Below are 26,116 nucleotides of genomic sequence, written 5' to 3' on the forward strand. Positions count from 1 at the left end.
ATTATGTTAATGAGGGGTATCTATGTTAATTCGTTTTAAGAAAAATTTAGAGAAAATTGCAATGGGTTTACTATCTTTTATGCCTGACGAAAAAGATGTAAAAAAATTGCAACAGACGATAAAAGAATATGAAACAAATCCCGATTGGCATCTATATTTATGGAAAGAAGATGATGATGTATTAGGTGCTATTGGGGTAAGAGTTGAAGGAGAAGTAAATGCTGTTATTCAGCATATTTCAGTAAATCCATCACATCGAAACATTGGGATTGGCAGGAAAATGGTAAATGAAGTAGAAAGACTTTATCAAGATCAGTATTCCGTATCAACTACGGAGGAAATTCTGGATTTTTATCAGAAGTGTGATAAATCAGCTGAAGAAGTGAAAAACGATGAATAAAAGCCAGCCCTTTTGTGAGGGCCGGCTTTTCTTTTCGCGTGCTGATTAACCATGTAAAGACTAATCTATTTTATAGCCAAGCAGCACCGACGATAATCAATAAAATGAACAATACTACGATTAATGCGAAACCTCCGCCATAACCATATCCACCACTCATAGTGAAATACCTCCTTTTTCTTCTTAACCTAAATGTTGTGAATAACATTTATCTTACATTACTAACGTATGTAAATGGGAAAGGTCTTGTTTGGGCGTTTATAATTAATGGTATAATTTTTAAAGGAAGGGGGAGCAAAATAGGTGCAAGGCTATTATGTGAAACTAGACTCATTTGAAGGTCCGCTTGATTTACTACTCCATTTAATTAATCAATATGAAATTGATATATATGATATACCTGTAGCTGTAATTACAGAACAATATATGCAGTATATCCATACGATGAAACAGCTTGAATTAAATATAGCCAGTGAATATTTAGTTATGGCAGCAACGCTCGTAGAAATTAAAAGTCAAATGCTCTTGCCAAAGCCGGAACTTCCTGAAGAAACGGAAGAATATATGGAAGACCCTCGTGAAGAGTTAATGCAACGATTAATCGAATATCGAAAATATAAAGAAGCAGCAGTACAATTAAAGCAAAAAGAGCAAGAGGCAAATCAAATCTATACAAGACCGCCCATTCAGCTTGAAGAAGGAATTACTTCGCCGCCAATGGTTGTTCAAGGGGAAACATCCATCTATGATATGCTCGCAGCGCTACGTAAGATGTTTGAACGTAAAAAATGGGATGCGCCATTAGAAACAAAAATAGAGAGAAATGAGATTTCAATTAATGAAAGAATGGAAGAAGTGCTAAAAACACTACATGCAACACAAGGAGGGATACTGTTTGATCATTTATTTACAGTATATTCCCGTTCACATATTGTTGTAACATTTATTGCCATCTTAGAATTGATGAAGAAAAATAAGGTCTATTGTAAGCAAGAAAAACAATTAGCAGAATTATACGTATTTAGCATGGAGGAATAAAGGTGGAAATAAAAAATTTGAAAGCTATAATTGAAGGATTGTTATTTGCTTCGGGAAGTGAAGGAATAACAATCAAACAACTATCAAATGTTTTAGAGGTATCAGAAACAACAATCGAACAAAGCTTAGAAGAATTAAAGAAAGAATATGAATATCCCCATCGCGGCATTAAAATCATGCAGGCACATGAAGTATTTCATTTAACTACCAAACCAGAGCATAGTGATTATTATAAAAAATTAATTGAAACACCCCAGACAACCAGAATGTCACAGGCAGCGCTGGAAACACTTGCAATTATAGCTTATAATCAACCAATTACAAGAACAGAAATCGAGGAAATTAGAGGAGTAAAAAGTGATCGACCGGTACAAACGCTGTTATCAAGGTTACTCATTGAAGAGGTTGGCAGGAAAGATACAGTTGGCCGCCCTGTATTATTCGGGACAACCAAAGAATTTTTAACCTATTTTGGATTAGCATCGTTGGACGATTTACCACCTTTACCTGACACAGATGACTCTAATATCGAAACAGAAGCTGATTTGTTTTTTGAACGGTTTCATGAACATATGAATGAAGACCTTTCCTAGAAGATACCATTCGCCAGTTGTTTTTGTGTGCGCCAGGCATGGCGACTATCTAGTGGTGAAAGTCCACTGTGGGGGTACACATCAGCTAACCACTAGAGGAGCGCAAGGTACTTGTTGTGAGATAAGTGCTGAAGGAAGCGTGTATCAAAATCTTGGCTCGACGAACAGAAATCTGATACCAAGGCTCTATAGATGGATAAGGCTCCACAACAAGTCAAAGTCTAAAAGATGTGCGTAATTCTATAGAGTAAATCAGGCGAGTAAAAGAGGAAAGATAGTTGTCTTACCCTGGGAGGTCTCACGGTCGTTTTTGTTACAGCGATTGCATAACAAATACTACTTTATAAAAAAGTAGTAAAGTTAATAGTTCCAGTTACTCTATCCCGCAATCGGGCCAGATTGTGGAATAACCCTAAAAAAAGAAAATTGTGTATTTATGTTAAATTATTTAGAAAAGATTGTGAAGAAATGTACTTTAAGTAACGAGAGTTTAGTGGAAGAAGAAAAACATAAAAGCACTCACTTTATTTGCTGAGTGCTTTTATCACTAGAACGTTAAAAACTTGTTTTTGTTTTATTACCATGCACCAAAAGCAGTCCAACCACCATCAACATTAAAGCAGCTTCCTGTTACGAAACTCGCTTCATCAGAAGCTAAGAAAGGTACAACGTTTGCTACTTCTTTACTCGAACCGAATCTTTTCATTGGAGTACGATTAATAACATCATTATCTGAATATCCACCGTCATTTTGGTCGGATATATCTAATTCTGTCTTAATATATCCCGGGGCAACTGCATTAACACGGATATTATCTTCTGCCCATTCAACTGCTAAGACCCTCCACCTGATTCTTTCATGATTTTGCCCGCAAATTGACTACATACAAAAGCTCCTGTTAGATTTACATCTAAAACCGATTTATAATCTTCTAATGGTAATTCGTAGGATGAACCGATTGCGTTTATACCTGCGTTATTCACTAAAATATCTAGATGTTCAAAATGTTCAATTGCACTAAGCAATAATCGTTCACTTTCTTCTTGGTTCACAATGTTTGCGACAACACTGTGTATATCATTGAACCCTTTTTGTCGTAATGTTTCTTCCGCCTTATCTAATTGTTGGCTGTCAAATTAATTTAGGACGACCTTTGCTCCTTCTTCTAAAAACTTCTCAGCTATAGCTTGCCCTATACCTGTTCCTGAACCTGTTATGACTGCTACTTTACCTTTTAATCGCATGATTTTTTTCCTCCTGTTTTAATAAGTAATAGATGTAAAAATACCTTTTGTTATTTTGGCCTAAGTCTTGGATCTAGCTTTATTTGGTGTGGCTTTAGCTAAAGCTTTTAAATTTAATTGAGTATCAGCAGGAATGACAGCTCTACGTATCCATTTATATCCCCTTTTAAAACAAATGTTTTATAAATTTGGATTCCTCAACACCTAAATGAGTAAAAGATATTGCATCAATCTCTTTTGCCTTCTTTTTCAAGAGTACGCATGACGTTGATTTTTTTCATAAAGGACTCACCCACAGCCTGAACAATTATTAATGCGGCTATTGTTCTACTTTATGAAACTTGATTTTATATTTTAACTTAAAACAATCCCTGTTACAATAATGATGCCGCCTAAAATTTTGTGAAATTAAAATCTCTTCTCCAATAATGACGCTAATAATGCAGTAAAGATGCAAAGAGAATTAATGGATAAACCTGCTACCGCAGGAGTTAGGATTCAATTTTCAATATTCCATAATAAGAAGGAAAGGAATGAGGGAAATACCCCGATAAAAATAATTCCCAAAATAGATGCAGTAGTTAGATTAGAAACATCTAATGGCGAAGTAATCAAAAAAGGAATGCTAGCTGTACCTCCAAAAAATGCAGTAATAGTAATTATTGTTATAGGTGAATATTATTTGCTTTTTTTCCAATAACGGAATACAACCCCCACATAATAGCGCACATAATCATAAAACCATCGCCAATACTGTAGTTTAACTGAAGGCAAGAAATGGTTGGCCTTTAGTAATAACCAGTAATACTCCAATGAAGTTTCACTTTATCTCATCAGAAGATCTCCAGTTTGTACGTCCGCTACCTAAGCACTTAACCTTTTGTATATGCACACTATGGATAACTAGGCATATGCTACAAAGAGGTGATCAAATGAGTCAAACAAATGAAATATATTTACAAGAATTATTGACTTGGGGAGAACAAGTTAAAAGTAGATTGCAACATTCAGATGTCTTAGAAAAACAGACACTGCTTGAACAAATAGATAATTGGCAGGCAAAAGTTATTGAAATGCTTCAAGGAAATAAACGCATTGAGCCAGATCAACTTCATTCTATTCATGAACAAGGGGAACGCATATTCCATATAGTAAAACAGCAAGACACTTCTACCACTGTGAAATCTGTTCCATATGGTCAGCACACCTTACCTAAATTACCTTATCCATATCATGCATTGGAACCTTATATAAGCGAAGAGATTATGCGATTACACCATGACAAACATCATCAGTCATATGTAGATGGTCTCAATAAGGCGGAAAAAGAAATTTATGGAAGAACTCAGGATGATAAGTTAATCAAGCACTGGTTACGCGAACAGGCTTTTCATGGTTCAGGTCATCAATTGCATACGATATTTTGGTTCAATATGACCCCTCGTTCAAGTAAACAGCCATATGGTGAATTACTAAAAAAAATAGAAATGGATTTCGGGTCATGGCCAAAGTTTAAAACTCTATTTACGAACACAGCCAATTCAGTTGAAGGGGACGGATGGGCAATCTTATATTGGAATCCTAGAAGCGGAAAACTAGGAGTGCAATCATTTGAAAAGCATCAGCTCTTCCAAATTGCTGATATCATTCCTTTACTCGTATTAGATATGTGGGAGCATGCATATTATTTACAATATAAAACAGACAAAAAAGCATATGTCAACAATTGGTGGAATGTTGTTAACTGGAAGGATGTCAATGAACGATTTAAACGGGCAAGACAGTTACAGTGGCAACCCTACTAACGGGCTAAAGGTAGGAAAACGATCCTGCCTTTATCTCATTAGTAGAGGATGTTCAAAAATAGTATCTTTTTTGATTTAATTCTGCCGGTCAATGGATTTAAATGCGTCTATTCAGCTCACTCTCGAACTATCGGGTCTATTTTCTCCTTTTTGAACACGTATAACAAATACTTTTACGCATAACTTTGATGGACATGCATAAATTGTACAGAGACCACCATTGGGAGGAACTTGGTTATGCGTTTGATAGCAATCGCAATCTTTACAATTACTTTTATTCTTGTTTTTCCAGTAGTAGGACAAGCAGAGCCTCAAGTTTCAGCACGTAATGCCGTATTAATAGAACAATCGACAGGGCGTGTGTTATTTGAAAAACAGGCTTATTCAAAAGAATCAATTGCTAGTATTACAAAAATTATGACTGCAATTATTGCCATTGAATCCGGAAAAATGGAGGAAAAGGCCAAGACTAGTCGCAACGCAATTTATACAGAAGGATCATCCATCTACTTAGAGCAAGGCGAAAAAATGACAATCAAAGACCTTGTTTACGGTTTAATGCTTCGTTCTGGAAACGACTCAGCTGTCGCAATCAGTGAACATATTGGCGGAAGTGAGGAAGGGTTTGTCTATTTAATGAATGAAAAGGCAAGGTGGTTGGGCATGAATGATACTAATTTTGCTAACCCACATGGCCTTGATGAAGAAAACCATTATTCATCTGCTTATGATATGGCCATATTAACGCAATATGCAATGAAGAATCCCACTTTTCGTGAAGTTACAGGAGCAAAATCTTATAAGGCAGAGAATCGAACATATTCTTGGCAAAATAAAAACAAACTACTTACGCAATATTATGAATATAGCACCGGCGGAAAAACAGGCTTTACGAAAAAAACGGGTAGAACCTTAGTATCCACTGCCACTAAAAATGATATGGATCTAATTGCTGTTACACTGAATGCCCCTGATGATTGGCGTGACCATATTGCCATGTTTGAATGGGGGTTTAAAAACTATCGTTTAGAAACGTTATCGGAAGAAAAAAAGATTGCTTATCAACTAGGTAATGAAGAGAAAATTCAATTTGGTTATTTAGACAAAGATGTTATATATCCATTAACCAATCAAGAAAAAAATAAAGTATCCAATCAATTGTTCATCTTAAACAATGCAACGAATAAACAAACAATTGGACGAAACGTCTTTTATTTAAATGGAACCCAAATTGCAGAAGCAACAGTTTTAAGTAAACAGCCTAAACACACAGCAACAAATTCAATGGTAAAGGAGTTTTGGGAAATATTTCGTCGGGTGTCAGGGGGTGACGATTTGTGGTAAATCTAATTTGGGCATTTATGGCAATAATTGGAATAGTATATGCCATGATTCATGGAACAATGGATGAAGTGAATGAAGCGATTTTTACAAGTGCTGGTGAAGCAGTTACCTTGTCAATCGGCCTTATTAGTGTACTTGTCTTTTGGTTAGGAATTATGAAAGTAGCAGAAAAAGCAGGGATATTAGCAGTATTAGCAAAAATCTTTCGTCCGCTTGTAATAAAACTATTCCCTGATATCCCGAAGGACCATCCAGCAATTGGCTATATTTTATCAAATTTCACAGCGAATGTGTTTGGATTAGGTAATGCAGCTACACCAATGGGAATTAAGGCGATGGAGCAAATGAAACAGTTAAGCGGAACAAATACCGCTTCTCGTTCGATGATTACTTTTTTAGCATTAAATACATCAAGCTTAACACTAATTCCAACAACGGTTATTGCTATACGGATGCAATATGATTCCGTATCCCCTACAGAAATTGTTGGAGCAACTATGATGGCAACAATTATATCTTCATTGAGTGCAATTATCATTGACCGCTTTTTTTACTATAGAAGTAGGTGGAGGGCATAATGCATGGCGTTATTTACTTCTATTAGCACATGGATCATTCCTTGTTTCATCTTGCTCGTTTTAATAACAGCAATGATAAAGAAAGTACCTGCTTATGAATTATTTGTAGAAGGTGGGAAGGAAGGGGTCAAAATGGCTTTTTCCTTAGTTCCTTTTCTAGTTGGGATGATTGTGGCAATTGCTATTTTACGAAGTTCTGGAGCTTTAGAAGCTTTTATTCAGTTATTGGCGCCAATTCTTACACTTATCGGTATCCCTCCAGAAATTATTCCGTTAGCACTTATTAGGCCAATATCTGGTACAGCTGCCTTAGGAATGACTACTGAATTAATTCATACTTACGGACCTGATTCTTTTATTGGAAGATTAGCATCCGTTATGCAGGGAAGTACGGACACGACCTTGTATATTTTAACCGTTTATTTTGGAGCAATCGGTATAAAAAAAATGGGATATGCTTTAAAGGTTGGCCTATTAGCTGACGTGGTGGGTATTACAGCCTCAATTATAATTGTAACCATTCTTTTTGGCTAAAGCGCTCCAAACGAATGAAGTGACAACTAAACATGGTGAAATAGCTAATTATTGCAATCTCTATCAACGTCTAAAGGTGTCTCTGCCATGTTCTTATAATTAAATAGAAAATAACATCTGCTTACAAAATCCAAAACCCTGAGAAAGATAGGGTGTTTTCATCGATTTCTAGGAAACTTATATCCGTTTTTGTATGGCTTATTATCCTTTTTGAAAGTAGCATCGTCTAGCTTAAGCGCTCAAAGCGACTAGCAAACTTCGACCTCCTTCCTACGATAAATCAACATCGGCTCGAATCTTAAGGAAGGCCGACTAAAAGCGGGCTTGCCGCTCAGGCGTCGGCATACCCCTGTTTTAGAGGCATGTTTTCTTTATCTCGTCAGAAGTTCTCCAGTTTGTACGTCGCTAACCCGAGCGCTTGTACTTTGGATGTCTAGATTAAGCGCTCGAGTGACTAGCAAACTACCTTGATTTTCTTTCTTCAGTAAGCCAAACATCGGCTTGAACCTAAAGGAAGGCCGACTAAAGGCGGGTTTTCCGCTCAGGCGTCGGCATACCCTTGTTTTAGAGGCATGTTTCTTTTATCTTGTAAGGAGCCGTATGTCTCCCGTTTTAAAAATCTACTTATTATTTTCGAACTTTATGAGAGTAGCGGCTCCTAAATTCCGGTTTGTTTAGGAAACGGACAAGGAAAGCTTCGGTAGAAACACATTATGGTTTTTCAAGGACATCTGCAAACTTAGCCTTTTGATCTACTGTTTCAAGGGTAAAAGCTATTCCCCTGAATGAAATTTCTCTTTACCCTCGTCAGAAGTTCTTCGTTTGTGTGTTGTTACCGAGTGTTTGTACCTTTATTTCAACGGAGGTGTAGAAGAAACAGCTACAAGATTAGGAGGAACAGTAGCGTTTATACATTGCAGTTTCCTCATCCATAGAGGCAGCAATTTCAAATGCCTGTTGTTCTGTTTTACGATTCGTTATTCGCTCATAGAAAAATCTGACAACAAACATAAAGTTAGAATTGCCGTCTATATAATCATCAAGCCCTAAGTAAGATCGGGTTCCACAGCTTAAAAAGGCTTTTGCTAATGATTCATTTCCCAATGTACAACCAGATGCTATTACTCTTACATTATCCAACTTCGAATAACGCCTTACATGTTGTTCATCAAAAAATTCTTCCCTTGGTTCCCCGACTTCATACACATCCTCACCTAATAAAGGCATACAAAATCGCCCTTCGTCTCCATGGAAGTTTAAAATTAGATAATCCAATTTATCCTCCCGATCCTTTCCGGACAGTACATCAACTAGATCTTGAGGTCGACCAACAGCATATGTGTTAACTCTTGCTCCAAAGTACTCTAGGGATGAACGAAGGGCATACGAATCCCACTCACAGTTTGGTCCAACAATGAGGCTTATATACAACTCTGGTTTACTCATAGAAACAGCTCCTTTTTTAAAATTTACACTATATCAGTAAAAAAAATGGTACCATGCGAATAATTAAAAAACAGTTTGAAATCTAAATCCGACTCAGGTAAAAATATTACAGGAGATTTTCTTATACTTTTGATCATACGGAGGTTAAGAATAGCTGACCATACTAAATTAACTTAAAAGCTGTTTAAAATTGCATTAGTTAAAGTAAAGCATAAAGTCCCTTTTCAAGATGCTTCATTTATTATACAATTAGTAACCTGGAAAAGCTTCTAGAATGAACTAACCAGAAACATCCACTTGAAGAAATTTTTTAAGGTTCAGATAAAGTGTCGGGATTTCTTTTATCCCCCACTAATTGTTAGTACCTTAAAGGTATGACCTAAAGGCCTCTGAACAGAATCGGACATTTGACTTGCAGTTTGGATCCTTCCTATTAGGTTTCACCTCGTAGTATGGAAGGGGGTCTTACTGCAAGTTACATGTGGGATAAACTTTATTGTCAAGTTGACTAAAACTCGTAAAAAGCAGGTTTAACATTTAAGCGTAACTAGAGGGACACATACGCAAATACTTGTTGCAGTTACGTAACCATCAAGGGAATATGTACAGTAAATGGACGATAAGAACAGCTGGAAAATAGGTTATCCTTCATTGTTGTTTTAAATACAAATTTCCTAGTCAGCGCTAGATCAGCTCTCTGTCTGTTAAAAATAGTGGATCTGAAAAAGGCGTAATGTTTGTTATCTGCAACATTAATTCGTATAGTGTAATTGGCGTACAATTTAATGGAATACATGTAGAAAAGGCAAAAGTAACTAATTACTAGCTATTTATTCTGATATTTAGTTTAAGTTTAACTAAAAGGTAGTGGTGAAACAATGACAAAAGCTCAAGAACGTTTACAAAAAGTAATTGCTCAAAGTGGTATAACCTCAAGAAGAAAAGCAGAACAACTTATTCTTGATGGAAAGGTAAAAGTTAATAATAAGGTTATCACGAAGCTTGGAACCAAGGTGCACCTAGATGATAGAATTGAAGTGGATGGTGTACCGTTAGAAAAAGAAGCACCTGTTTACTACTTGCTATATAAGCCACGTGGCGTTATTTCCAGCGTCAAGGATGATAAAGGAAGGAAAGTGGTTACCGATTTACTTGAAGAAATCGAAGAACGCGTTTTTCCTGTTGGGAGACTAGACTATGATACATCTGGTATTTTAATTTTAACGAATGATGGAGAGTTTGCTAACTTATTAATGCATCCTCGGTTTCAGATTGATAAAGTGTATGTTGCTAAAATAAAGGGTATTCCAGATAAAGCTAAGCTTGCTCAATTACGGAAGGGAGTGCGTTCTGGAGACGATCTATTAAAAGCTATAAATTACCGTGTATTGAAAACAGACAAGCAAAAAAACCATACGATTTTACAGCTGACATTACGAGAAGGAAAAAATAGACATGTACGCAGAATGATGGAAGGTTTGGGTTATCCTGTAGTAAAGTTAAAACGAGAGCGATATGGATTATTAACACTGGATGGATTAAAGCCCGGTGAGTATCGACCACTAAATCCAAAAGAAGTGAAGCAAATGCGAAATTTAGCGCGGAACGAAATTGTTGAATAATAGTCAAAAATTGCATCATTTCTGAATGTTATAATGACTCTGGGAGTTGATTCATGATGGGTCTTGAAGAGAGGAAAAGAAAAAAACAAAATAAAAAACGAAACCGCTTTATATTTCGGTCGATCATTTTAGCTGCATTAGCAGGGGCAGTCATTTTTGCGGTGGTGCAAAATCTGCAAAGTGATAAAATTATTTACGAAGTTGGGGATGATGCACCAGATTTTCAATTGGAGCAAATTAATAAGTATAATGAGAGCGAGACCATTCGATTAAGTGAATTAGAAGGAAAAGGGGTTATGCTGAATTTTTGGGGGACTTGGTGCAAGCCTTGTGAAAAAGAAATGCCTTATATGGAGAAGTTATATCCAAAATATAAAGAGCAAGGAGTAGAAATAGTTGCTGTAAGTCTCGATTCAACGGAGTTGGTTGTGCATCGATTTATTGATAAATATGATTTAACATTTCCAATTCCTCATGATAAAGACAGCCAAGTACGAGATTTATATAAAGTAGGCCCCATTCCAAGTACTGTGTTTATTGACCCTCAAGGAAAAATTGTTGAGGTAGTCAATGGTGCATTAACATTGGAACGATTGGATGGTTATCTTCAGGAGATAACACCTAAGTAGCAACTTCGTTTGTAAGGGGAAGGGATATAAAATGAATAAAATCAAATGTGAATGTGGTCATGTTAATCCGGAGGGGACGGTACTTTGTGAATCATGTGGAAAGCCAATTGAGGAAAATCAGCATCTTGATGGCAATGATAAGAAAAAGCTGTTAAATATGCGCTATGACGGGACTGCTCGCAGGTCGCAAACATATAATAAGACGATTGTTGATAAAATTTGGAGTTTCTTTTCTTCGGTAAAAGTGGGGGTCTGGCTTATTGTCATTGCTTTATTCGCCTCTGCTATCGGATCGATCTTTCCACAGGAACAATACATACCAGTAGATGCTGTTTCACGAGATCCTGCTATTTTTTATGAGGAGCGGTATGGGATTCTCGGACAAATCTATTATCAATTAGGTTTTCACAATTTGTATAGCTCGTGGTGGTACATGATTTTAATTGCACTTATTGGGATTTCATTGGTCATTTGTAGCCTGGACCGGTTTGTCCCTTTATTTCGTGCATTGCGTAATCAAAAAGCACAACGTCATGAAACGTTTTTGAAAAGACAACGTCTATTCAGTCAGACAGACAACGTCACAAATACCGACATGGAAGCATTAAAGCAAGGACTAAAGAAACAACGCTATCATGTTACGGTTGAAGACGGGCATATTCTAGCAGAAAAGGGGAGATTCTCCAGGTGGGGTCCGTATGTTAATCATATTGGGCTTATCATTATTTTATTGGCAGCTCTATTAAGGCAGACTTCACTTTTTTATATGGATGAATATGTATGGATTCGTGAAGGAGAAAAAAAGGTTATCCCAGGAACGGACCAAGCGTACTACATTGAAAACAAAGACTTTATTATAGAAAACTATGATCCAGAAGATGAGAAGTTTAAAGATGCGATAGCCAAAGAAGGAGGTACCGTTCCGAGTAACTATCAAACAAATGTAGTAATTTATCAAGCGATGAAGCCAGAAATAACAGGTACAGAGCCTGAACTGAAAAAGATTAAAGAAGGCAGCATTCGCATGAATGAGCCAATTAAGTTTGATGACTATGTGGTATATCAATCAGGTTATCAGCAAAATGAATTTTCCAGTATGACATTTAAAATTCATGAAACCAATGATGCAGAAGAAAAATCCTTTGGTAAGTTTACCGTTGATTTTGCTTCTCCAAAGTCAACGTATGAATTGGATAATGGCTTTCGAGTCGAGATCAATAACTATTATCCAGACTATTATCTTGATGATAAAGGAGAGCCTGCTTCAGAGACAAACTATCCAAGAAATCCTGCGTTTGTTATGATGGTTTATCCGCCCAATGAGAGTGAGCCGGAAATTAGCTTTTTAGGAATCGGCAAAAACATCGATGCTACTGGGGAAAATAATTATAAAGTTGGTATTACGGACTTTGAAATGAGAGATGTTAGCGGATTAAGTGTGAGACGTGACTACTCATTACCATATTTTATCATTGGTGCAATTATTTTTATGATTGGAGTAATTCAAGGAATGTACTGGCAACATCGTCGAATCTGGATTCGGCCGCAAGCAGGGGGACTTCTTTTGGCTGCTCATACGAATAAAAATTGGCATGGGATAAAGCGTGATATCGAAAAAGCAATTGCTGATACCAATATTAAAATGGTTGTCGATCAGCAAGAAATAGACAAATAGCTAACCAAGGTAATTTAGGAGGAGTTTCATGAATAACTTAGTTGAATTAAGTAGTACACTGCTATATACTGCTTTTTTACTTTATTTAGTTGCAACTTTATTTTTTTCGTTTACAATTGGAAGTAAGCGAAAATCGGATGGAAAAGCCGCTAAAATTGGTATTACCTTAACTATTATCGGTTTTTTGACTCAATTAGGTTACTTTATTACTAGATGGATAGGAAGTGGGCATGCTCCTGTCAGCAATTTATTTGAGTACATGACTTTTTTTGGAATGGCAACCGTTCTCGGGTTTATTATTCTTTACTTTATTTACAAAGTAACTGTTTTAGGCCTATTTGCTCTTCCACTAGCTTTAATAATCATTGCTTATGCGAGCATGTTTCCAACAGAGATATCGCCGTTAATTCCATCTTTACAAAGTCATTGGTTATATATCCATGTAACGACTGTATCGTTATCACAAGGAATTTTAACTATTAGCTTTGTATCAGGGTTAATTTATTTAATTCGCCAAATCGATCAAACAAAAACAACGAAGCGGACAACCTGGCTGGAGCTTATTTTGTACGGCCTAGTCTTATTTATTGGCTTTATTATATCTTCTACGCTATTTAATGTTATGAACTACCAGGCTGTATTTGAATATCCAAATACGACTGGTGAGACAATGGTACAAACCGAATATCATATGCCGGCAATTGCAGCACCAACAGATGGAAAATTAATAACCGATGGTGTAATGAAACCGTGGTTTGAAATACCTAAATGGATGCACGGTACCGATGCTGGTAGAAAATTTAATACATTAATATGGTCATTCATTTTTGGTACAGGTCTTTATCTATTGTTAAGACTTGTATTTAGAAAACGAATTGGGGCTACAATTCAGCCATTACTTAAAAAGGCAAGACCTGATTTACTTGATGAAATCACATATCGCTCAGTAGCTATTGGATTTCCGCTATTTACATTAGGCGGACTTATCTTTGCATCGATCTGGGCTGAAGAAGCATGGGGAAGATTCTGGGGGTGGGACCCAAAAGAAGTTTGGGCGCTCATTACCTGGTTCTTTTATGCAGCCTTCTTACATTTGCGATTATCAAGGGGATGGCATGGTGAAAAGTCTGCATGGTTAGCAGCAATAGGTTTTGGTATTATCATGTTTAATTTAATTGTTGTAAACCTTGTACTTGCAGGGTTACACTCATATGCATAATATTTCCCTAATCGCAAGGCATCATATCGTTTCATCGTGATGCCTTGTTTTTCTTATACTTTTTAAACAACTTAGTTTATACTTTTATTAGAGCAGATATGATACAGGGGGGAACGTAGATGGAAAAGGAAACAAAAGTATTAGTGGTAGATGACGAAGAAAGAATACGCAGGCTGATCCGCATGTATATAGAGCGGGAGGGTTTTATTGTCGAAGAAGCAGAAAATGGAACGGAAGCATTACAACTCGCTTTAGACCATCATTATGATGTTATTTTACTTGATATTATGATGCCGGAAATGGACGGTGTAGAAGTTTGTCAAGAGCTGAGAAAAGAAAAGGATACACCGGTTATTATGTTAACAGCTAAAGGCGAAGAAGCTAACCGAGTACAAGGCTTTGAAATTGGAGCTGATGACTATATTGTAAAACCATTTAGTCCTAGAGAGGTTGTATTACGGGTAAAGGCTTTGCTTCGACGTGTATCAAGTTCATCCTTTCAAAATGCCGATACAACAGCGAAAAATATTTTAGTTTTTCCACATATAACAATTGATCATGATGCACATCGAGTTACTGCAGATGGTGAGGAAGTTAATTTAACACCAAAGGAATATGAGCTATTATGCTTTTTGGCAAAATCACCTGATAAAGTATTTAACCGTGAACATTTGCTGAAAGAAGTATGGCAATATGAATTTTTCGGCGATTTGCGTACGGTGGACACTCATGTAAAAAGATTACGTGAAAAACTGAACCATGTATCTCCGGAGGCAGCAAAAATGATTGTTACTGTCTGGGGAGTTGGTTACAAATTTGAGGTGGCTGAAGAATAATGTTTTGGCGAAGTGTAGTTGGTAAACTAGCAATAACAATTCTATTGCTAGTTTCTTTTGTATTATTTATTTTAACAATTTTCCTCTTGCAGTTTTTTGAAGATTTTCATATACAGGAAGCGGAACAAGATATGTTGCAAACGGCCACAAAGGTCTCTCTTCTAGTAGAAACACATGAACAAAAACAGCTGATAACCGAAACAACAGAACGGGTTAAAGATCCTGCTAGCCGAGTAGCGATTGTTTTTGGTGATGGTGAATTATGGGTCTCTGACAGCGAAGATAGCAACTTGGCGAAATTAGAAGAGGATTGGCTAAAGCGAGATGAATTATCGAAGGTACTAACAGATAACCAACAAATTCGTAAGCAAATTCACTTGCCAGGAAATGAAAGGGAAGCAATGATTGTTGGTGTTCCTATTGATAATCAAAATGCCGCCATTTATGTATATCAATCATTAAATGTAATTGATCAGACAAAAGCAGAAACGACAAAAATTATTTTTCTAGCTGCAGGTATTGCCATTGTATTAACGACAATCTTCGCCTTCTTTTTATCAACAAGAATTACATCGCCTTTAATAAAGATGCGGGAAGCAGCTTTTGATTTGGCCAGAGGTGAATTTAATACAAAGGTACCTATTTTAACACATGATGAAATAGGGGAATTAGCTTTAGCATTTAATCGCATGGGAAGACAGCTGAAATTTCATTTGAATGCACTACGACAAGAAAAGGAACAATTATCCAGTATTGTAAGCTCAATGGCTGATGGTGTTATTACACTAAGCCGTTCAGGAGAGATGATCGTTACGAATGCACCGGCAGATCGATTTATTGAAGATTGGTATTATGAGAACAATCTAACCTATGATGCAGAAAAACGAAAACTTCCAGATGAGTTATATGAGATTTTACAGGAAGTGGTTGAGGGGGAAAAGGAAGCGATCCATGAGTTAAGTTTACAAGGAAGAAATTGGGTAATGTTAATGACCCCTTTATATGACCAATCTTATGTTCGGGGTGCAGTAGCGGTTATTCGGGATATGACGGAAGAACGCAGAATGGATAAATTGCGAGAAGACTTTATTGCTAATGTTTCTCATGAATTGCGAACACCTATTTCGATGTTACAGGGATATAGTGAAGCAATTGTTGATGATATTGCCGAAACAAAAGAAGAAAAAAATGAGTTAGCAAAAATTATTCATGAAGAATCATTGCGGATGGGGCGTTTAGTTAATGAATTATTAGACTTAGCTCGTATGGAAGCAGGTCATATTCATCTTAACAAAGAATCAGTAGAAATAAATCCATATGTAGAAAGGATCTTAAAAAAATTTAAAGGTTTAGCTCATGAAAATGAAATTACATTAACACTTGAAAAACAAATTGACGAACCAGTAGCAAAATTTGATCCTGATCGTATTGAACAAGTGTTTACAAATCTTATTGATAATGCTATTCGCCATACAGGTAAGAAAGGGTATGTAAAAGTAAAAGTTACTAATAGAAAAACCGATTTACAAGTAGAAATTCAGGATACCGGAAGCGGAATTCCAGAAGAAGATCTTCCATTTGTATTTGAGAGGTTCTATAAAGCTGATAAATCAAGAACGAGAGATAAAAAGAAAAAAGGTACTGGTTTAGGCTTGGCAATTGCTAAAAATATCATTGATGCACATCACGGTTCGATAAATGTTAATAGTAAACTAAATCAAGGTACTGCTTTTCATTTTCGCATCCTTCACCAGGACGGAGAGTAATGCTATAACTTACGAGTTGTTTGGGATGTCATCTACTATTCTTATGCAAAACGGATAGATGTAAAAACTCATTTAACTAGGGGATAGAAATAAGACCCGATTGTACGGATTGCTTCTACACAAAGCAAAGTAAGTAATATTCTTCTAATTCGCCTCCTCTATATGATATGATTATTTAAAAAAATGGTATGAAAGGAAGGGTGAATAAATTTATGAAGCAATCGTTCTTACGTCTAACCTCTATTTTTATAGCTATTTTTTTATTAGTTGGCTGTGGAGCAGAGGTGGAAACACCGACAAACCAAACTTCGAATGCAAACGAGGAACAAACACAAGAAAAACAATCCCAAGAAACCGTCTTAATCACTATTTCCAAAGATGATGGTACGGAGTATTTACATGAAAAGGAAATACCGGTTGAAGAAGGCGATATCTTAATGGATGTAATGGAGGAAAACTTTTATATTGAAACAGATAAAAGTGGTGAATTTATCACTTCTATTGAAAGGTTGTCTGCTAAAGAGGGAGAAAAAAAGGCCTGGATTTATACAGTAAATGGGGAGATGCCAAATGTTGGCGCAGTTGAGTATAAGCTAAAGCCAAATGATAAGGTTATTTTCGATTTTCAAGCTTGGGAATGAAGTAAATGAATACGTATAAGCTAACACTGCTTGCGATTCTAGCTGCTATAGCAATCGTTGGCAGATATTGGTTTTCCTTCATTCCAAATGTTCAACCAGTAACCTCAATAATCATTATTGCCGGTTTACTATTAGGACCTGTATCAGCAGTAATACTTACTTTTATTATTACTTTTGTTTCTAATATCCTGTTAGGAATGGGCATATGGATGGTTTGGCAAATTATTTCTTGGGGAATCATCGGAATTTTAAGTGGCTGGATGGGAAAGGTTTTTCATCATATTTCTTTGCCATTTTTATTGCTCTTTGCGATATTTAGCGGCTATTTTTACGGTTTTATTATTTCTTTGATAACGTACCAAATTACTGGTGCATTCTGGCCTTATTACATTAGTGGCTTACCTTTTGATACAAACCATGCCATTGGTAATGCTGTATTTATGGTCTTGTTTTATCCCGCCATCCCTTTTCTAATCCAAAAATATGCGTCAAATCGTTTTTCAGTAAAAAATACCGATTGATTCTTCAATCGGTATTTTTTACTGTCTGAATCAATTTCATAATAGCTCTTTTTAAAAAAATTTATACTTGCAGTATTTTAAAATTATACTTTAAAAAATTCTATATAAAGTTGTGCGTATCTGTGTTCCATTCGGATACACTTCGCTTTCCGTGGGTAACGCCTCAACTTCCTCGAAAGCAAAGAACGGCTTCCTGCGGGATTTTCGGCTGTTGCTTTTCCCACATGTGTTTACGTGTATCTGAATTCCACACAGACATAATTTCCTTGTACTAACCATTTATAAAAAAATAGGTTAGCTTCCTTTTCAGCTTGTTCTTTTAGTCATTGTTCATACTCGTTTTTAGATTTGTGCCCACGTTTTTTGGGTTCAGGTTTTGGCTTTTCCCCTTTTTGGCGGTGCTTGATGACGTGCTTCAAATGGGTTGCTTCGATGGCAACTACATCATCCATGAAAGAGCTCTCTGATGGTACGAGTCTGATGATACTAGAAACCCGCAGTTTAACTTAGAAGCAATATCATCATTAAGGCGTTTAACAAGATCCTTCATCGTCGGAATGCGTTCGACATATCTCACAAAAGTGGAAATAATCATGGCTGCATCATTCAGTTCTTCTGGCGCACCTAGTCGTGATTTTTTGGTTACTTTGTGATAAAGTGAAACTTCATTCAGTAGGAGTTTTCTTCCATCTCCTACTGAATGTTAGTACCTAGAAGGGTATGACCTAAAGGCCCTTGAACGAATGGGTATTTAGGTGCCGTTTTCCCCCACTTAGATCCTTTTGTATCAACTCAGGTTTTGAAGTGAGAGTCTTACGGCACCTTACATGCGGGATAAAGTGAAACTTCATTTCTTGGAATGCTTTTCCCAAGAAATGTTAGTTGAACGAATCGGGCATTTAGGTGCCGTTATCTCCCACTTAGACCCTTTTGTATCAACTCAGGTTTTGAAGTGAGAGTCTTACGGCACCTTACATGCGGGATAAAGTGAAACTTCATTTCTTGGAATGCTTTTCCCAAGAAATGTTAGTTGAACGAATCGGGCATTTAGGTGCCGTTATCTCCCACTTAGACCCTTTTGTATCAACTCAGGTTTTGAAGTGAGAGTCTTACGGCACCTTACATGCGGGATAAAGTGAAACTTCATTTCTTGGAATGCTTTTCCCAAGAAATGTTAGTCGAACGAATCGGGCATTTAGGTGCCGTTATCTCCCACTTAGACCCTTTTGTATCAACTCAGGTTTTGAAGTGAGAGTCTTACGGCACCTTACATGCGGGATAAATCTTATCCAAATCTATAGCTCCAGATAATTGCATCATATTTAGGTTCCATATCGTATAATTCTTGAATGCTAAATAAGCTAGTTTGTCGTATAATGGTCATCCGGTCTTTTTGGTTGTTCTGGTCAACTACCATTATACAAGATTTGGGGAGGTACTTCCTTTTTAATATCTTGCAGTCCTTGTGGTACATAGGCTAAGAATTATGAAATTCATTCATCTAAAATGGTTTTTAAAAGTACTTCGTCTAGCTTAATCGCTCAATCTGTAGCAAATTTCGCTCTTTTTCCTACGATAAGTCGACATCGGTTTTATGTCGCCTTTATCGAAGGATTTATATTACTTCATTGAAAAATCTGCTTATTATTTTTCGAATTTCATGAGAGAAACGGCTCCTAAATTCCCGATTCGTTTGAGGTGACAAGACTAGAGGAACTATTTGAAAAGGTATCGCCCTTCCAAAAAGTTAAGTAGGCCTGCGAACTTAGCCTCTGATATACTGTTTCAAGAAAAAAACACTTCTGAATGAAGTCCATTTTATCGCCAGAAGATCTCCAGTTTATACGTTAATAACTGAGAGCTTTAAGCTTTTGTCCTGCTATTAATCCAAAGTTGCATAAAAGTATTCATCATTTTATAGTAAAGGATAAGAAAGCTGTAACCTTTCCATGTGAAAATCGACTATTTAGAGAACGGAGGGGCTTTATGAAGATAACTTTTGATCAACTATATAACGATCATCATCAAGACCTATATCAATTTATCTTTTACATGGTAAAGGACAAATCGTTAACAGAAGATTTACTACAAGAAGTTTATTTGAAAGTGTTTAAGTCATTACCTCGTTTTAGGGGAGACAGTTCAGTTAAGACTTGGCTACTCTCCATTGCACGTCACGTAGTTATTGATTATTTCCGTTCTCAAAAACGTAAACGAAAACGTTTTGTAGACTTTTTTGATTGGGGAGAAAAGGGAGAAAAATTAAAAGATGCACAACCTTTGCCAGACGAAATAGCCGAACAGCAAGAGGAAATCCAAAATCTTTATCGTTGTCTAGATAATTGTACTGTTGATCAAAAGAGTGTTATTATCCTTCGATACATACAATCATTTTCTATCCGTGAAACTGCAGAAATTCTTAATTTTAGTGAAAGTAAAGTAAAAACAACCCAGCATCGTGGTTTAAAGGTATTAAAAATGGCGATGGAGAAATACAAAAAAGGAGAAGCGGATTATGAGCGACTATAATGATAAACAATTGAAAAAACAACTACAGCAGTTACCAAAAATAACAGATAACCGTTCCAAAGCAGTTGTGTATCGTCAGCTCTCTGAAAGCTTACAACGGAAACAAGCTGCTGGTAAACGAATGAGACTTATTCCTATCCTAGCTGTAGGCTTCGTACTTATAATTGGCTTTTTTTCCATCCCAATATTTTATTCGTTTGATTTTTTTCTGACAACAGAAGATAGTGCGGATCATAAAACGACTGAAAAAAATGAATTTTATGATCAGGCAATAGAACAAGAGACGACATATTCAAACCAGCCAGAATCAAATTTTGAGAAAAACAGCTTTGTTATTCATGATACGAATGCTTCCGAACAAATTATCTATGCTGCAATTGCTGATGAACAATTGCAATATACGATCCCAATATCATTTATTATCCGTAAAGCAAACAACTTGCAAGCTGCTTACAATCAAATAGACAGCTTCATAAAAGAACTGGAAATTTCGAATGAACGCTATTTACTTCATGGAGTAACATACGAACTGAAGCAAAAAGAGCAAAAAGCTACGTTGAAGATACCAATGGATTTTTTTAAGAAGGAAAAAACAGTTGCAAATAACCTATTAGAACAGCATATCATGACAATGTTTCTTCCATATCAAATTCGAACGATTAACTTTAAACAAGGCAATCAAGAAAAGATGGACGGAGACTTATATTCCAAAATCACCCTAACTCCTAATCCTAGATATAGTTACAAGCTATATAAACAAGCTACAGAAAAATGGCTTGTACAGATACCAAATAATCATCATGAAACGATTAAAGAGGCTATCCAGAAGTTGCAGGTAAGTGATGAAAAATTTGGTATTAAACGAACTATTCCTAAAGATAGTGAATATGAGCTGACTACTTCTCAAGATACATTACAGATTCGGTTTTCTAAAAAACTAGAAAATATAACAAAAGTTAATTTAGTGTTACTTATTGAATCTGTATTAATGACTGCCAAAAGTTATGGTTATCAACAAGTTATATTTCAAAATTTAACTACAGGCAATAAAATAGAAAATTACAATTTAGCTAAGCCAATTTCAGTTCCTCAAGCTCCGAATCCGGTATATATTGACTTAGCAAGGAGATAGACAAATTGTACAGGCGCTAGGTAGATGTACAAAACTGGAGAACTTCTGACGAGATAAAGTGAAGCTTACTTCAAGGAGTATTTTTCTCCTTGAAGTGGAATAACGACTAAAAACTCAGGTATCGCTTTAAAAAATATGGTGTATTGATGCCAAAGCTCTCTTGCCCTTGAAAAATCGCGATGTGTTGCTGTCGTAGCTTTTCTGTCCTTATTTGGATTGTTAAATAGATTATTCGTCATCTAATGGTAACCCATGGAAAGGTTGTTTAGCGATTTTTACTGAATCTGTTGGACAACCATCATGTGCATCAAACATTGCTTCAACTAAGGGATCACAAACTGGAGTTATTCCTTGATTGCGATCTTTTGGGAAATAGGCGAGACAATCATCATCATAATCATAAAGCTCAGGGGCTACCATTACGCAGGCCCCACAAGCGATGCAAGCTTCTCTGTCAATTCTAGTATAATAAGCCATGTTGTTATCTCCTTTGGTGTATTTCCCTTCTAAGTTTATACTCAATATAATCATTTTTCAATGATGCGGATAGTAGGTAAAGTGAATTTTGTTGGAAGGAGTGTTTTTCTTCTTGAAGCAGTGGATCAAAGGCTAAGTTTTCAACGTCTTTGTGATCGACGTCCTTAAAAAAGAGACTCTGTATGATGCCAATTCAAGAAGGTCTTTAAAAAAGCAGTGTACTTTTTCTACGATGTCTATTCAAGCAGTTTCTCTAGCCTTGAAAAAGAAGTACGCTTTTTCTTCGTGCGATGCCTAATCAGGCAGTTGCTCTAGTCCTGTCAACCCAAACAAATCGGGCGTTTGGATGTCGTTTCTCTCGCAATATTTGCAAAATAATAAGAGGATTTTTTAATTTAGAGAAATACGGCACATTAGATCTGTGATAAATGCTATAATGTGTTTTATAGAATTGGAGGAGTGTGTCATTGATTTTAGAAGGAATTATACTGAGCTGTCTGTCTAAGTTGCAAACAGAAAGATCTATTTCTGCAGTGTATCATATAGTAACAGGGAAAAAGTCGATCCAAACCGTACAGGATATCCATTTGTACCATTTGCAAGCATATTTTTCTGTTTGCCAACATCTACCTAAGTCACAGTTTGATCAAATGATTACTGATTTAACAGAGCAAGAAATGATCAGAGAAATCAATCATGATGAACAAGTATATATGTTAACAAAACATGGCAGTCTTTGGCTGAATAAAAATAAACCCAGCCTTTATTTAACATGGTTTCATGGATTACAATACAGTAGTACAGCCAGACTTTTTTCCGATCGATTACATCTAATCATTCAAACTGCTACAAATGCGAAAATGAGTTATTTTCAATTTATACCTGTTGTGGAAAATCCACAGGTAGAACATTGGGTAAAAAAGCAGTATCAAAAAATCAAACCCTCCTTAGAACTATTTTTATCCAACTTATATCAAGAATTATATAAATTATTATGTGATTTCCCAGATAAACTAGCAAAACTTTTTGTTGAACGTTTAACTAGCTATAAGGATTACGGAAAGAGCATCTATCAATTGGCAGGCGATTATCAAATATCAGCCATCGATGTACAGTTGCTGCTTACGGCAATTATCCATCAGATGATTCAACGAATAAAAGCAAATAGAGATCATTTCCCCATTTTAACAAAGGTAATTGTAGATTTGGTAACTTCACAAATAACGGTGTCTGCTCAGACTACTGATCAACTGCTGAAAACGGGTTATTCTATTGAGGAAATCGCTGAAAAGAGAAGATTGAGAGTCAACACGATATATGATCATGTTGTAGAAATAGCACTGTACGAAGAAGATTTTCCGATTAATCAATATGTCTCTGATGTAGATTATCATTTGGTAATCGACGCTTTAAAAATAGTGCGTTCTTATAAATTGAAACTAATAAAAGAACTCGTGCCAAGTCATATATCGTTTTTTCAAATCCGCTTAGTGTTGGCAGTAGAACAAAAGCTAGAAGCGCTTAAGCTAGGCGACGAAGCTATTTTTTAAAAGGTTATCCACCATGCAGAGACGGATGTAGTTTTCCTAAACCGTTAAAAATACGGAGAAAGTGAGGGAATAGGTTGCAAGTTGAAACGACTTTTTTACAAGAGCAATTACGAAATTTTGGCTATTCTTCCTTCCGTCAAGGACAAGCAGAAATTATTCGTGATATTTTAGCAGGAAAAAATGTTTTAGGAATTCTACCAACAGGATCTGGTAAATCGATTTGTTATCAATTGCCTGCAAAGCTACTAAACGGGACTACAATTGTTGTCTCTCCGCTTATTTCTCTCATGATTGATCAAGTGAAACAGTTAAAAGCGAAGCAATTTAAACAGGTTACAGCAATTAACAGCTTTATGAATCGAGATTTGAGGAATAGTGTTTTACGTAAACTCCATACCTACCGACTAATTTATGTTTCGCCAGAACTTCTGCAGCAACAGTACGTACAAGGAAGATTAAGAAATTTAAAGGTAAGCTTGTTTGTTATTGATGAAGCACATTGTATATCTCAATGGGGACGTGAATTTAGACCGGACTATTTGAAATTGCAAGAAGTAATTATGGCTTGTAAATTCCCCCCTGTTTTAGCGCTGAGTGCTACAGCTACTCCAAAGGCACAAGAGGACATTATAAATGCATTAGGAGGTATGGAATTTGTTAAGCATATCTATCCAATGGATCGACCCAATATTGCTTTTAGTGTGGAACAAGTAGAAAACGAAGATGAAAAGCTAGTTATTATGAAACGGTTGTTTAGCCAATACCGGGTTCCCTCATTAGTGTATTTTACCAGCAGGCAAGCAGCAGAAGAAGTTGCAAAAGAGTTAGCTTCTAGCTTAGATCTTCGCATTGCTGTATATCACGGGGGAATGGAGCAACAAGACCGTATTACGATACAGCAGCAATTTATGAATGATCAATTGGATATTATCTGTTGTACGAGTGCTTTTGGAATGGGGATTAATAAGTCTAATATTCGTTTAGTTATCCATTATCATATAACAACACAACTGGAAGCGTACATTCAAGAAATTGGCAGGGCTGGAAGAGATGGAGAAGCAAGTGTTAGCCTATTATTATATTCAAATAAAGACATTCAGCTGCCAAAGCATATCATTAGCCGAGAACTTCCTTCCAAGCAAGAATTAGGATTCGTATTTAACAAGTTAAAGGTATTAGATGATGCAGACAAACCCCTACCAATTAAGGAAGAAGAAGTTGTAAATTGCTTTGATATAAATGAAGTTCAATGGCGATTTATCAAGTATCATTTAGAAAATCATGGTATTATTAAACATAATAGTATACATTTTCAGCAGGATACATGGGACCATGCTTTTAAGCAAATATATACATATATTGAAAAACGAACGATGATAAAACAAGCAAAATTAGCTGAAATCATTGATTGGATTTATCAGCAAGACTGCTTGCGTAAACATTTGTATAAGGGGTTTCAATCTTCTTATCAACCCCCAGTATTTCAATGCTGCAGCAATTGTGGATTTTCCTGGAAAGACTGGCAACCACAACAATCAAGGCGTGAAGGGATTACTTATTCTTGGCAGGAGCAGCTTAAAAATAAACTATTAATCGGAGGAGCAAATGAAACAACGTGAACTGATATTGCGTATGGACAATAAAGAATTACGAAGGCAACTTACTCTATCACAAATTATTTTCATCTTAATAAGCCTCGTCCTTAGCTTTGCCCTGTTTGAATCATTCATCGCTCAATGGTTGCACTTGTTTCAATGGAAGATAAAGGAAATCCTCTTTTATGGAGTACTACCTGGATTGGTCATTGTTTCCATTGATTTAATCTTGACATATCTCTTGCCAGCAAAATATTATGATGACGGCGGAATTAATGAAAAAATATTTGCTGAACAACCAATTTGGTTTATCCTTGTTTTTTCACTGTTGGTCGCTGTTTCTGAGGAGCTATTATTTCGTGGTGTACTGCAAACATCTTTTGGGTTTTGGTTTGCCAGCCTATTGTTTGCGTTCGTTCATTTTCGTTATTTAAAGAAACCTGTATTACTTATATCTGTACTTTTCGTTAGTTTTTATCTTGGTTACCTGTTTTATTTAACGGAAAATTTAGTTGTAACGATAGTTGCTCATTTTATTGTCGATTGTTTATTAGGATTTTTCATTCGATTTAAAAGAGAGGTGTGGACGAGGTGAATGAAGAAAAGCATAATCAAAACGACCAAGCAAAAGAGTTACGAAATGTGGTAGTTACAGATGATGATAAGCAAAACGAAAGCAGAGAATTAAAGAGTGATCAGGAAATTGATAGGGATACAGACATTCTCAATTTACCACCACGAAGCGAAGTTCATAATATTAAGGGACGACCGACTCGAATAAAGTTAAGTGTTCCCTTTCGTAGACTAGCATTTATCATTTTGGTTCTTTTAGCTATTTTAATCATGGCTTATTTCTTTCTTGGCGATGAGTTATTTGCTAGCTTTTCTGAGATTTTTTACGGTATTTAAAAAATAGTCACGACAGTAATTTCGCATTTTTA

27 protein-coding genes and 2 pseudogenes are annotated in these 26,116 nt (G+C 36.1%); 22 read left to right on the plus strand and 7 right to left on the minus strand.

Annotation, left to right across the window (positions count from 1 at the left end):
- The first annotated feature begins 22 nt into the window (after positions 1-22).
- Complete coding sequence (locus KQI21_RS00475) at positions 23-400, plus strand: GNAT family N-acetyltransferase (protein WP_216482057.1); 378 nt, start codon at positions 23-25, stop codon at positions 398-400.
- Positions 401-470: 70 nt separating this feature from the next.
- Here the strand turns inward: KQI21_RS00475 and KQI21_RS00480 are convergent, their stop codons facing one another.
- A complete protein-coding gene (locus KQI21_RS00480; protein ID WP_021291215.1) occupies positions 471-560 on the minus strand; it encodes a YjcZ family sporulation protein in 90 nt (29 codons plus the stop codon).
- A 143-nt stretch (positions 561-703) separates the two neighbouring features.
- On the opposite strand from KQI21_RS00480, the gene KQI21_RS00485 reads away from it, so the two are divergent.
- Both KQI21_RS00485 and scpB read left to right on the plus strand, forming a co-directional pair.
- Positions 704-1,438, plus strand: a complete 735-nt coding sequence (locus KQI21_RS00485) for a segregation/condensation protein A (protein WP_216482058.1) — start codon at positions 704-706, stop codon at positions 1,436-1,438.
- A 2-nt stretch (positions 1,439-1,440) separates the two neighbouring features.
- Entirely contained in the window at positions 1,441-2,031 is a 591-nt protein-coding gene (gene scpB / locus KQI21_RS00490) for an SMC-Scp complex subunit ScpB (RefSeq protein ID WP_216482059.1), read from the plus strand.
- 577 nt (positions 2,032-2,608) lie between these two features.
- Here scpB and KQI21_RS16580 read toward each other — a convergent pair.
- Together KQI21_RS16580 and KQI21_RS00500 are read right to left on the minus strand one after the other, a co-directional pair.
- Entirely contained in the window at positions 2,609-2,908 is a 300-nt protein-coding gene (locus tag KQI21_RS16580; RefSeq protein WP_216482142.1) for an SDR family oxidoreductase, read from the minus strand.
- A pseudogene (locus tag KQI21_RS00500) lies at positions 2,866-3,276 on the minus strand (SDR family NAD(P)-dependent oxidoreductase). Before KQI21_RS00500 ends, KQI21_RS16580 begins: the two are co-directional and overlap by 43 nt.
- Before the next feature lie 466 nt (positions 3,277-3,742).
- On the opposite strand from KQI21_RS00500, the gene KQI21_RS00510 reads away from it, so the two are divergent.
- The 5 genes from KQI21_RS00510 to KQI21_RS00530 all read left to right on the plus strand — a co-directional run bounded on the left by KQI21_RS00510 (position 3,743) and on the right by KQI21_RS00530 (position 7,537).
- Positions 3,743-3,976, plus strand: coding sequence for a hypothetical protein (locus KQI21_RS00510; protein ID WP_216482061.1), 234 nt, complete (start codon positions 3,743-3,745; stop codon positions 3,974-3,976).
- A gap of 232 nt (positions 3,977-4,208) precedes the next feature.
- Positions 4,209-5,081 (plus strand): superoxide dismutase, encoded by an 873-nt coding sequence (locus KQI21_RS00515; protein ID WP_216482062.1) that lies wholly within the window; start codon positions 4,209-4,211, stop codon positions 5,079-5,081.
- Positions 5,082-5,318: 237 nt separating this feature from the next.
- Entirely contained in the window at positions 5,319-6,425 is a 1,107-nt protein-coding gene (locus KQI21_RS00520; protein ID WP_216482063.1) for a D-alanyl-D-alanine carboxypeptidase family protein, read from the plus strand.
- The gene (locus tag KQI21_RS00525; protein WP_077320684.1) at positions 6,419-7,003 is read left to right on the plus strand and encodes a nucleoside recognition domain-containing protein; all 585 of its coding nucleotides are present in this window, start codon (positions 6,419-6,421) and stop codon (positions 7,001-7,003) included. The genes KQI21_RS00520 and KQI21_RS00525 overlap by 7 nt, the downstream gene beginning before the upstream one ends.
- Positions 7,004-7,075: 72 nt before the next feature.
- Positions 7,076-7,537 (plus strand): spore maturation protein, encoded by a 462-nt coding sequence (locus tag KQI21_RS00530; RefSeq protein WP_373687614.1) that lies wholly within the window; start codon positions 7,076-7,078, stop codon positions 7,535-7,537.
- Positions 7,538-8,425: 888 nt separating this feature from the next.
- Here KQI21_RS00530 and KQI21_RS00535 read toward each other — a convergent pair.
- The gene (locus tag KQI21_RS00535; RefSeq protein WP_216482065.1) at positions 8,426-8,983 is read right to left on the minus strand and encodes a delta-aminolevulinic acid dehydratase; all 558 of its coding nucleotides are present in this window, start codon (positions 8,981-8,983) and stop codon (positions 8,426-8,428) included.
- A gap of 878 nt (positions 8,984-9,861) precedes the next feature.
- Between KQI21_RS00535 and KQI21_RS00540 the strand changes: the two genes are divergently transcribed.
- From KQI21_RS00540 to KQI21_RS00575, 8 genes are all read left to right on the plus strand, one after another.
- Positions 9,862-10,605: a pseudouridine synthase gene (locus tag KQI21_RS00540; RefSeq protein WP_216482066.1), complete on the plus strand. Its 744-nt coding sequence runs from the start codon at positions 9,862-9,864 to the stop codon at positions 10,603-10,605.
- Positions 10,606-10,661: 56 nt separating this feature from the next.
- Positions 10,662-11,234 carry a thiol-disulfide oxidoreductase ResA gene (resA, locus tag KQI21_RS00545; RefSeq protein ID WP_216482143.1) on the plus strand — a complete coding sequence of 191 codons (573 nt, stop codon included), beginning with the start codon at positions 10,662-10,664 and terminating at the stop codon, positions 11,232-11,234.
- Between the two features lie 31 nt (positions 11,235-11,265).
- The gene (gene resB, locus KQI21_RS00550; protein ID WP_216482067.1) at positions 11,266-12,909 is read left to right on the plus strand and encodes a cytochrome c biogenesis protein ResB; all 1,644 of its coding nucleotides are present in this window, start codon (positions 11,266-11,268) and stop codon (positions 12,907-12,909) included.
- Positions 12,910-12,937: 28 nt separating this feature from the next.
- Positions 12,938-14,128: a c-type cytochrome biogenesis protein CcsB gene (gene ccsB, locus KQI21_RS00555; RefSeq protein WP_216482068.1), complete on the plus strand. Its 1,191-nt coding sequence runs from the start codon at positions 12,938-12,940 to the stop codon at positions 14,126-14,128.
- Positions 14,129-14,247: 119 nt separating this feature from the next.
- Positions 14,248-14,964 (plus strand): response regulator transcription factor, encoded by a 717-nt coding sequence (locus KQI21_RS00560; protein WP_216482069.1) that lies wholly within the window; start codon positions 14,248-14,250, stop codon positions 14,962-14,964.
- A complete protein-coding gene (locus KQI21_RS00565; RefSeq protein ID WP_216482070.1) occupies positions 14,964-16,730 on the plus strand; it encodes an ATP-binding protein in 1,767 nt (588 codons plus the stop codon). The genes KQI21_RS00560 and KQI21_RS00565 overlap by 1 nt, the downstream gene beginning before the upstream one ends.
- 212 nt (positions 16,731-16,942) lie before the next feature.
- Positions 16,943-17,371: a DUF4430 domain-containing protein gene (locus tag KQI21_RS00570; RefSeq protein WP_216482071.1), complete on the plus strand. Its 429-nt coding sequence runs from the start codon at positions 16,943-16,945 to the stop codon at positions 17,369-17,371.
- A 5-nt stretch (positions 17,372-17,376) separates the two neighbouring features.
- Entirely contained in the window at positions 17,377-17,892 is a 516-nt protein-coding gene (locus tag KQI21_RS00575) for an ECF transporter S component (RefSeq protein ID WP_216482072.1), read from the plus strand.
- A 326-nt stretch (positions 17,893-18,218) separates the two neighbouring features.
- Here KQI21_RS00575 and KQI21_RS15905 read toward each other — a convergent pair.
- A pseudogene (locus KQI21_RS15905) lies at positions 18,219-18,565 on the minus strand (IS5/IS1182 family transposase); the annotation flags it as partial.
- A 1,313-nt stretch (positions 18,566-19,878) separates the two neighbouring features.
- Between KQI21_RS15905 and sigX the strand changes: the two are divergent.
- Together sigX and KQI21_RS00585 are read left to right on the plus strand one after the other, a co-directional pair.
- Positions 19,879-20,421, plus strand: coding sequence for an RNA polymerase sigma factor SigX (gene sigX / locus KQI21_RS00580; protein WP_216482073.1), 543 nt, complete (start codon positions 19,879-19,881; stop codon positions 20,419-20,421).
- Entirely contained in the window at positions 20,408-21,553 is a 1,146-nt protein-coding gene (locus KQI21_RS00585) for an RsiX family anti-sigma factor (RefSeq protein ID WP_216482074.1), read from the plus strand. The genes sigX and KQI21_RS00585 overlap by 14 nt, the downstream gene beginning before the upstream one ends.
- 65 nt (positions 21,554-21,618) lie before the next feature.
- On the opposite strand, the gene KQI21_RS00590 is transcribed toward KQI21_RS00585, so the two are convergent.
- Both KQI21_RS00590 and KQI21_RS00595 read right to left on the minus strand, forming a co-directional pair.
- Positions 21,619-21,792: a hypothetical protein gene (locus tag KQI21_RS00590; protein WP_216482075.1), complete on the minus strand. Its 174-nt coding sequence runs from the start codon at positions 21,790-21,792 to the stop codon at positions 21,619-21,621.
- A complete protein-coding gene (locus KQI21_RS00595; RefSeq protein WP_216482076.1) occupies positions 21,782-22,030 on the minus strand; it encodes a ferredoxin in 249 nt (82 codons plus the stop codon). The genes KQI21_RS00590 and KQI21_RS00595 overlap by 11 nt, the downstream gene beginning before the upstream one ends.
- A gap of 467 nt (positions 22,031-22,497) precedes the next feature.
- Between KQI21_RS00595 and KQI21_RS00600 the strand changes: the two genes are divergently transcribed.
- From KQI21_RS00600 to KQI21_RS00615, 4 genes are all read left to right on the plus strand, one after another.
- The gene (locus KQI21_RS00600; protein ID WP_216482077.1) at positions 22,498-23,580 is read left to right on the plus strand and encodes a YpbB family protein; all 1,083 of its coding nucleotides are present in this window, start codon (positions 22,498-22,500) and stop codon (positions 23,578-23,580) included.
- 74 nt (positions 23,581-23,654) lie between these two features.
- Entirely contained in the window at positions 23,655-25,199 is a 1,545-nt protein-coding gene (locus KQI21_RS00605) for a RecQ family ATP-dependent DNA helicase (RefSeq protein WP_216482078.1), read from the plus strand.
- The gene (locus tag KQI21_RS00610) at positions 25,186-25,770 is read left to right on the plus strand and encodes a CPBP family intramembrane glutamic endopeptidase (RefSeq protein ID WP_216482079.1); all 585 of its coding nucleotides are present in this window, start codon (positions 25,186-25,188) and stop codon (positions 25,768-25,770) included. The genes KQI21_RS00605 and KQI21_RS00610 overlap by 14 nt, the downstream gene beginning before the upstream one ends.
- Positions 25,767-26,084 (plus strand): hypothetical protein, encoded by a 318-nt coding sequence (locus KQI21_RS00615; RefSeq protein WP_216482080.1) that lies wholly within the window; start codon positions 25,767-25,769, stop codon positions 26,082-26,084. Before KQI21_RS00610 ends, KQI21_RS00615 begins: the two co-directional genes overlap by 4 nt.
- Positions 26,085-26,116 lie beyond the last annotated feature (32 nt).

This window comes from Virgibacillus proomii, assembly GCF_018916875.1.
Lineage (GTDB): Bacteria > Bacillota > Bacilli > Bacillales > Amphibacillaceae > Virgibacillus > Virgibacillus proomii_B.

Bases quoted from the DNA above. Each gene is read 5' to 3' on its own strand.
- KQI21_RS00475 (WP_216482057.1), top strand. From the start codon at position 23: ATGTTAATTCGTTTTAAGAAAAATTTAGAGAAAATTGCAATGGGTTTA.
- KQI21_RS00480 (WP_021291215.1), bottom strand. From the start codon at position 560: ATGAGTGGTGGATATGGTTATGGCGGAGGTTTCGCATTAATCGTAGTA.
- KQI21_RS00510 (WP_216482061.1), top strand. From the start codon at position 3,743: ATGGATAAACCTGCTACCGCAGGAGTTAGGATTCAATTTTCAATATTC.
- KQI21_RS00515 (WP_216482062.1), top strand. From the start codon at position 4,209: ATGAGTCAAACAAATGAAATATATTTACAAGAATTATTGACTTGGGGA.
- KQI21_RS00520 (WP_216482063.1), top strand. From the start codon at position 5,319: ATGCGTTTGATAGCAATCGCAATCTTTACAATTACTTTTATTCTTGTT.
- KQI21_RS00530 (WP_373687614.1), top strand. From the start codon at position 7,076: ATGATAAAGAAAGTACCTGCTTATGAATTATTTGTAGAAGGTGGGAAG.
- KQI21_RS00535 (WP_216482065.1), bottom strand. From the start codon at position 8,983: ATGAGTAAACCAGAGTTGTATATAAGCCTCATTGTTGGACCAAACTGT.
- KQI21_RS00540 (WP_216482066.1), top strand. From the start codon at position 9,862: ATGACAAAAGCTCAAGAACGTTTACAAAAAGTAATTGCTCAAAGTGGT.
- resA (WP_216482143.1), top strand. From the start codon at position 10,662: ATGGGTCTTGAAGAGAGGAAAAGAAAAAAACAAAATAAAAAACGAAAC.
- resB (WP_216482067.1), top strand. From the start codon at position 11,266: ATGAATAAAATCAAATGTGAATGTGGTCATGTTAATCCGGAGGGGACG.
- ccsB (WP_216482068.1), top strand. From the start codon at position 12,938: ATGAATAACTTAGTTGAATTAAGTAGTACACTGCTATATACTGCTTTT.
- KQI21_RS00560 (WP_216482069.1), top strand. From the start codon at position 14,248: ATGGAAAAGGAAACAAAAGTATTAGTGGTAGATGACGAAGAAAGAATA.
- KQI21_RS00565 (WP_216482070.1), top strand. From the start codon at position 14,964: ATGTTTTGGCGAAGTGTAGTTGGTAAACTAGCAATAACAATTCTATTG.
- KQI21_RS00570 (WP_216482071.1), top strand. From the start codon at position 16,943: ATGAAGCAATCGTTCTTACGTCTAACCTCTATTTTTATAGCTATTTTT.
- KQI21_RS00575 (WP_216482072.1), top strand. From the start codon at position 17,377: ATGAATACGTATAAGCTAACACTGCTTGCGATTCTAGCTGCTATAGCA.
- sigX (WP_216482073.1), top strand. From the start codon at position 19,879: ATGAAGATAACTTTTGATCAACTATATAACGATCATCATCAAGACCTA.
- KQI21_RS00585 (WP_216482074.1), top strand. From the start codon at position 20,408: ATGAGCGACTATAATGATAAACAATTGAAAAAACAACTACAGCAGTTA.
- KQI21_RS00590 (WP_216482075.1), bottom strand. From the start codon at position 21,792: ATGACGAATAATCTATTTAACAATCCAAATAAGGACAGAAAAGCTACG.
- KQI21_RS00595 (WP_216482076.1), bottom strand. From the start codon at position 22,030: ATGGCTTATTATACTAGAATTGACAGAGAAGCTTGCATCGCTTGTGGG.
- KQI21_RS00610 (WP_216482079.1), top strand. From the start codon at position 25,186: ATGAAACAACGTGAACTGATATTGCGTATGGACAATAAAGAATTACGA.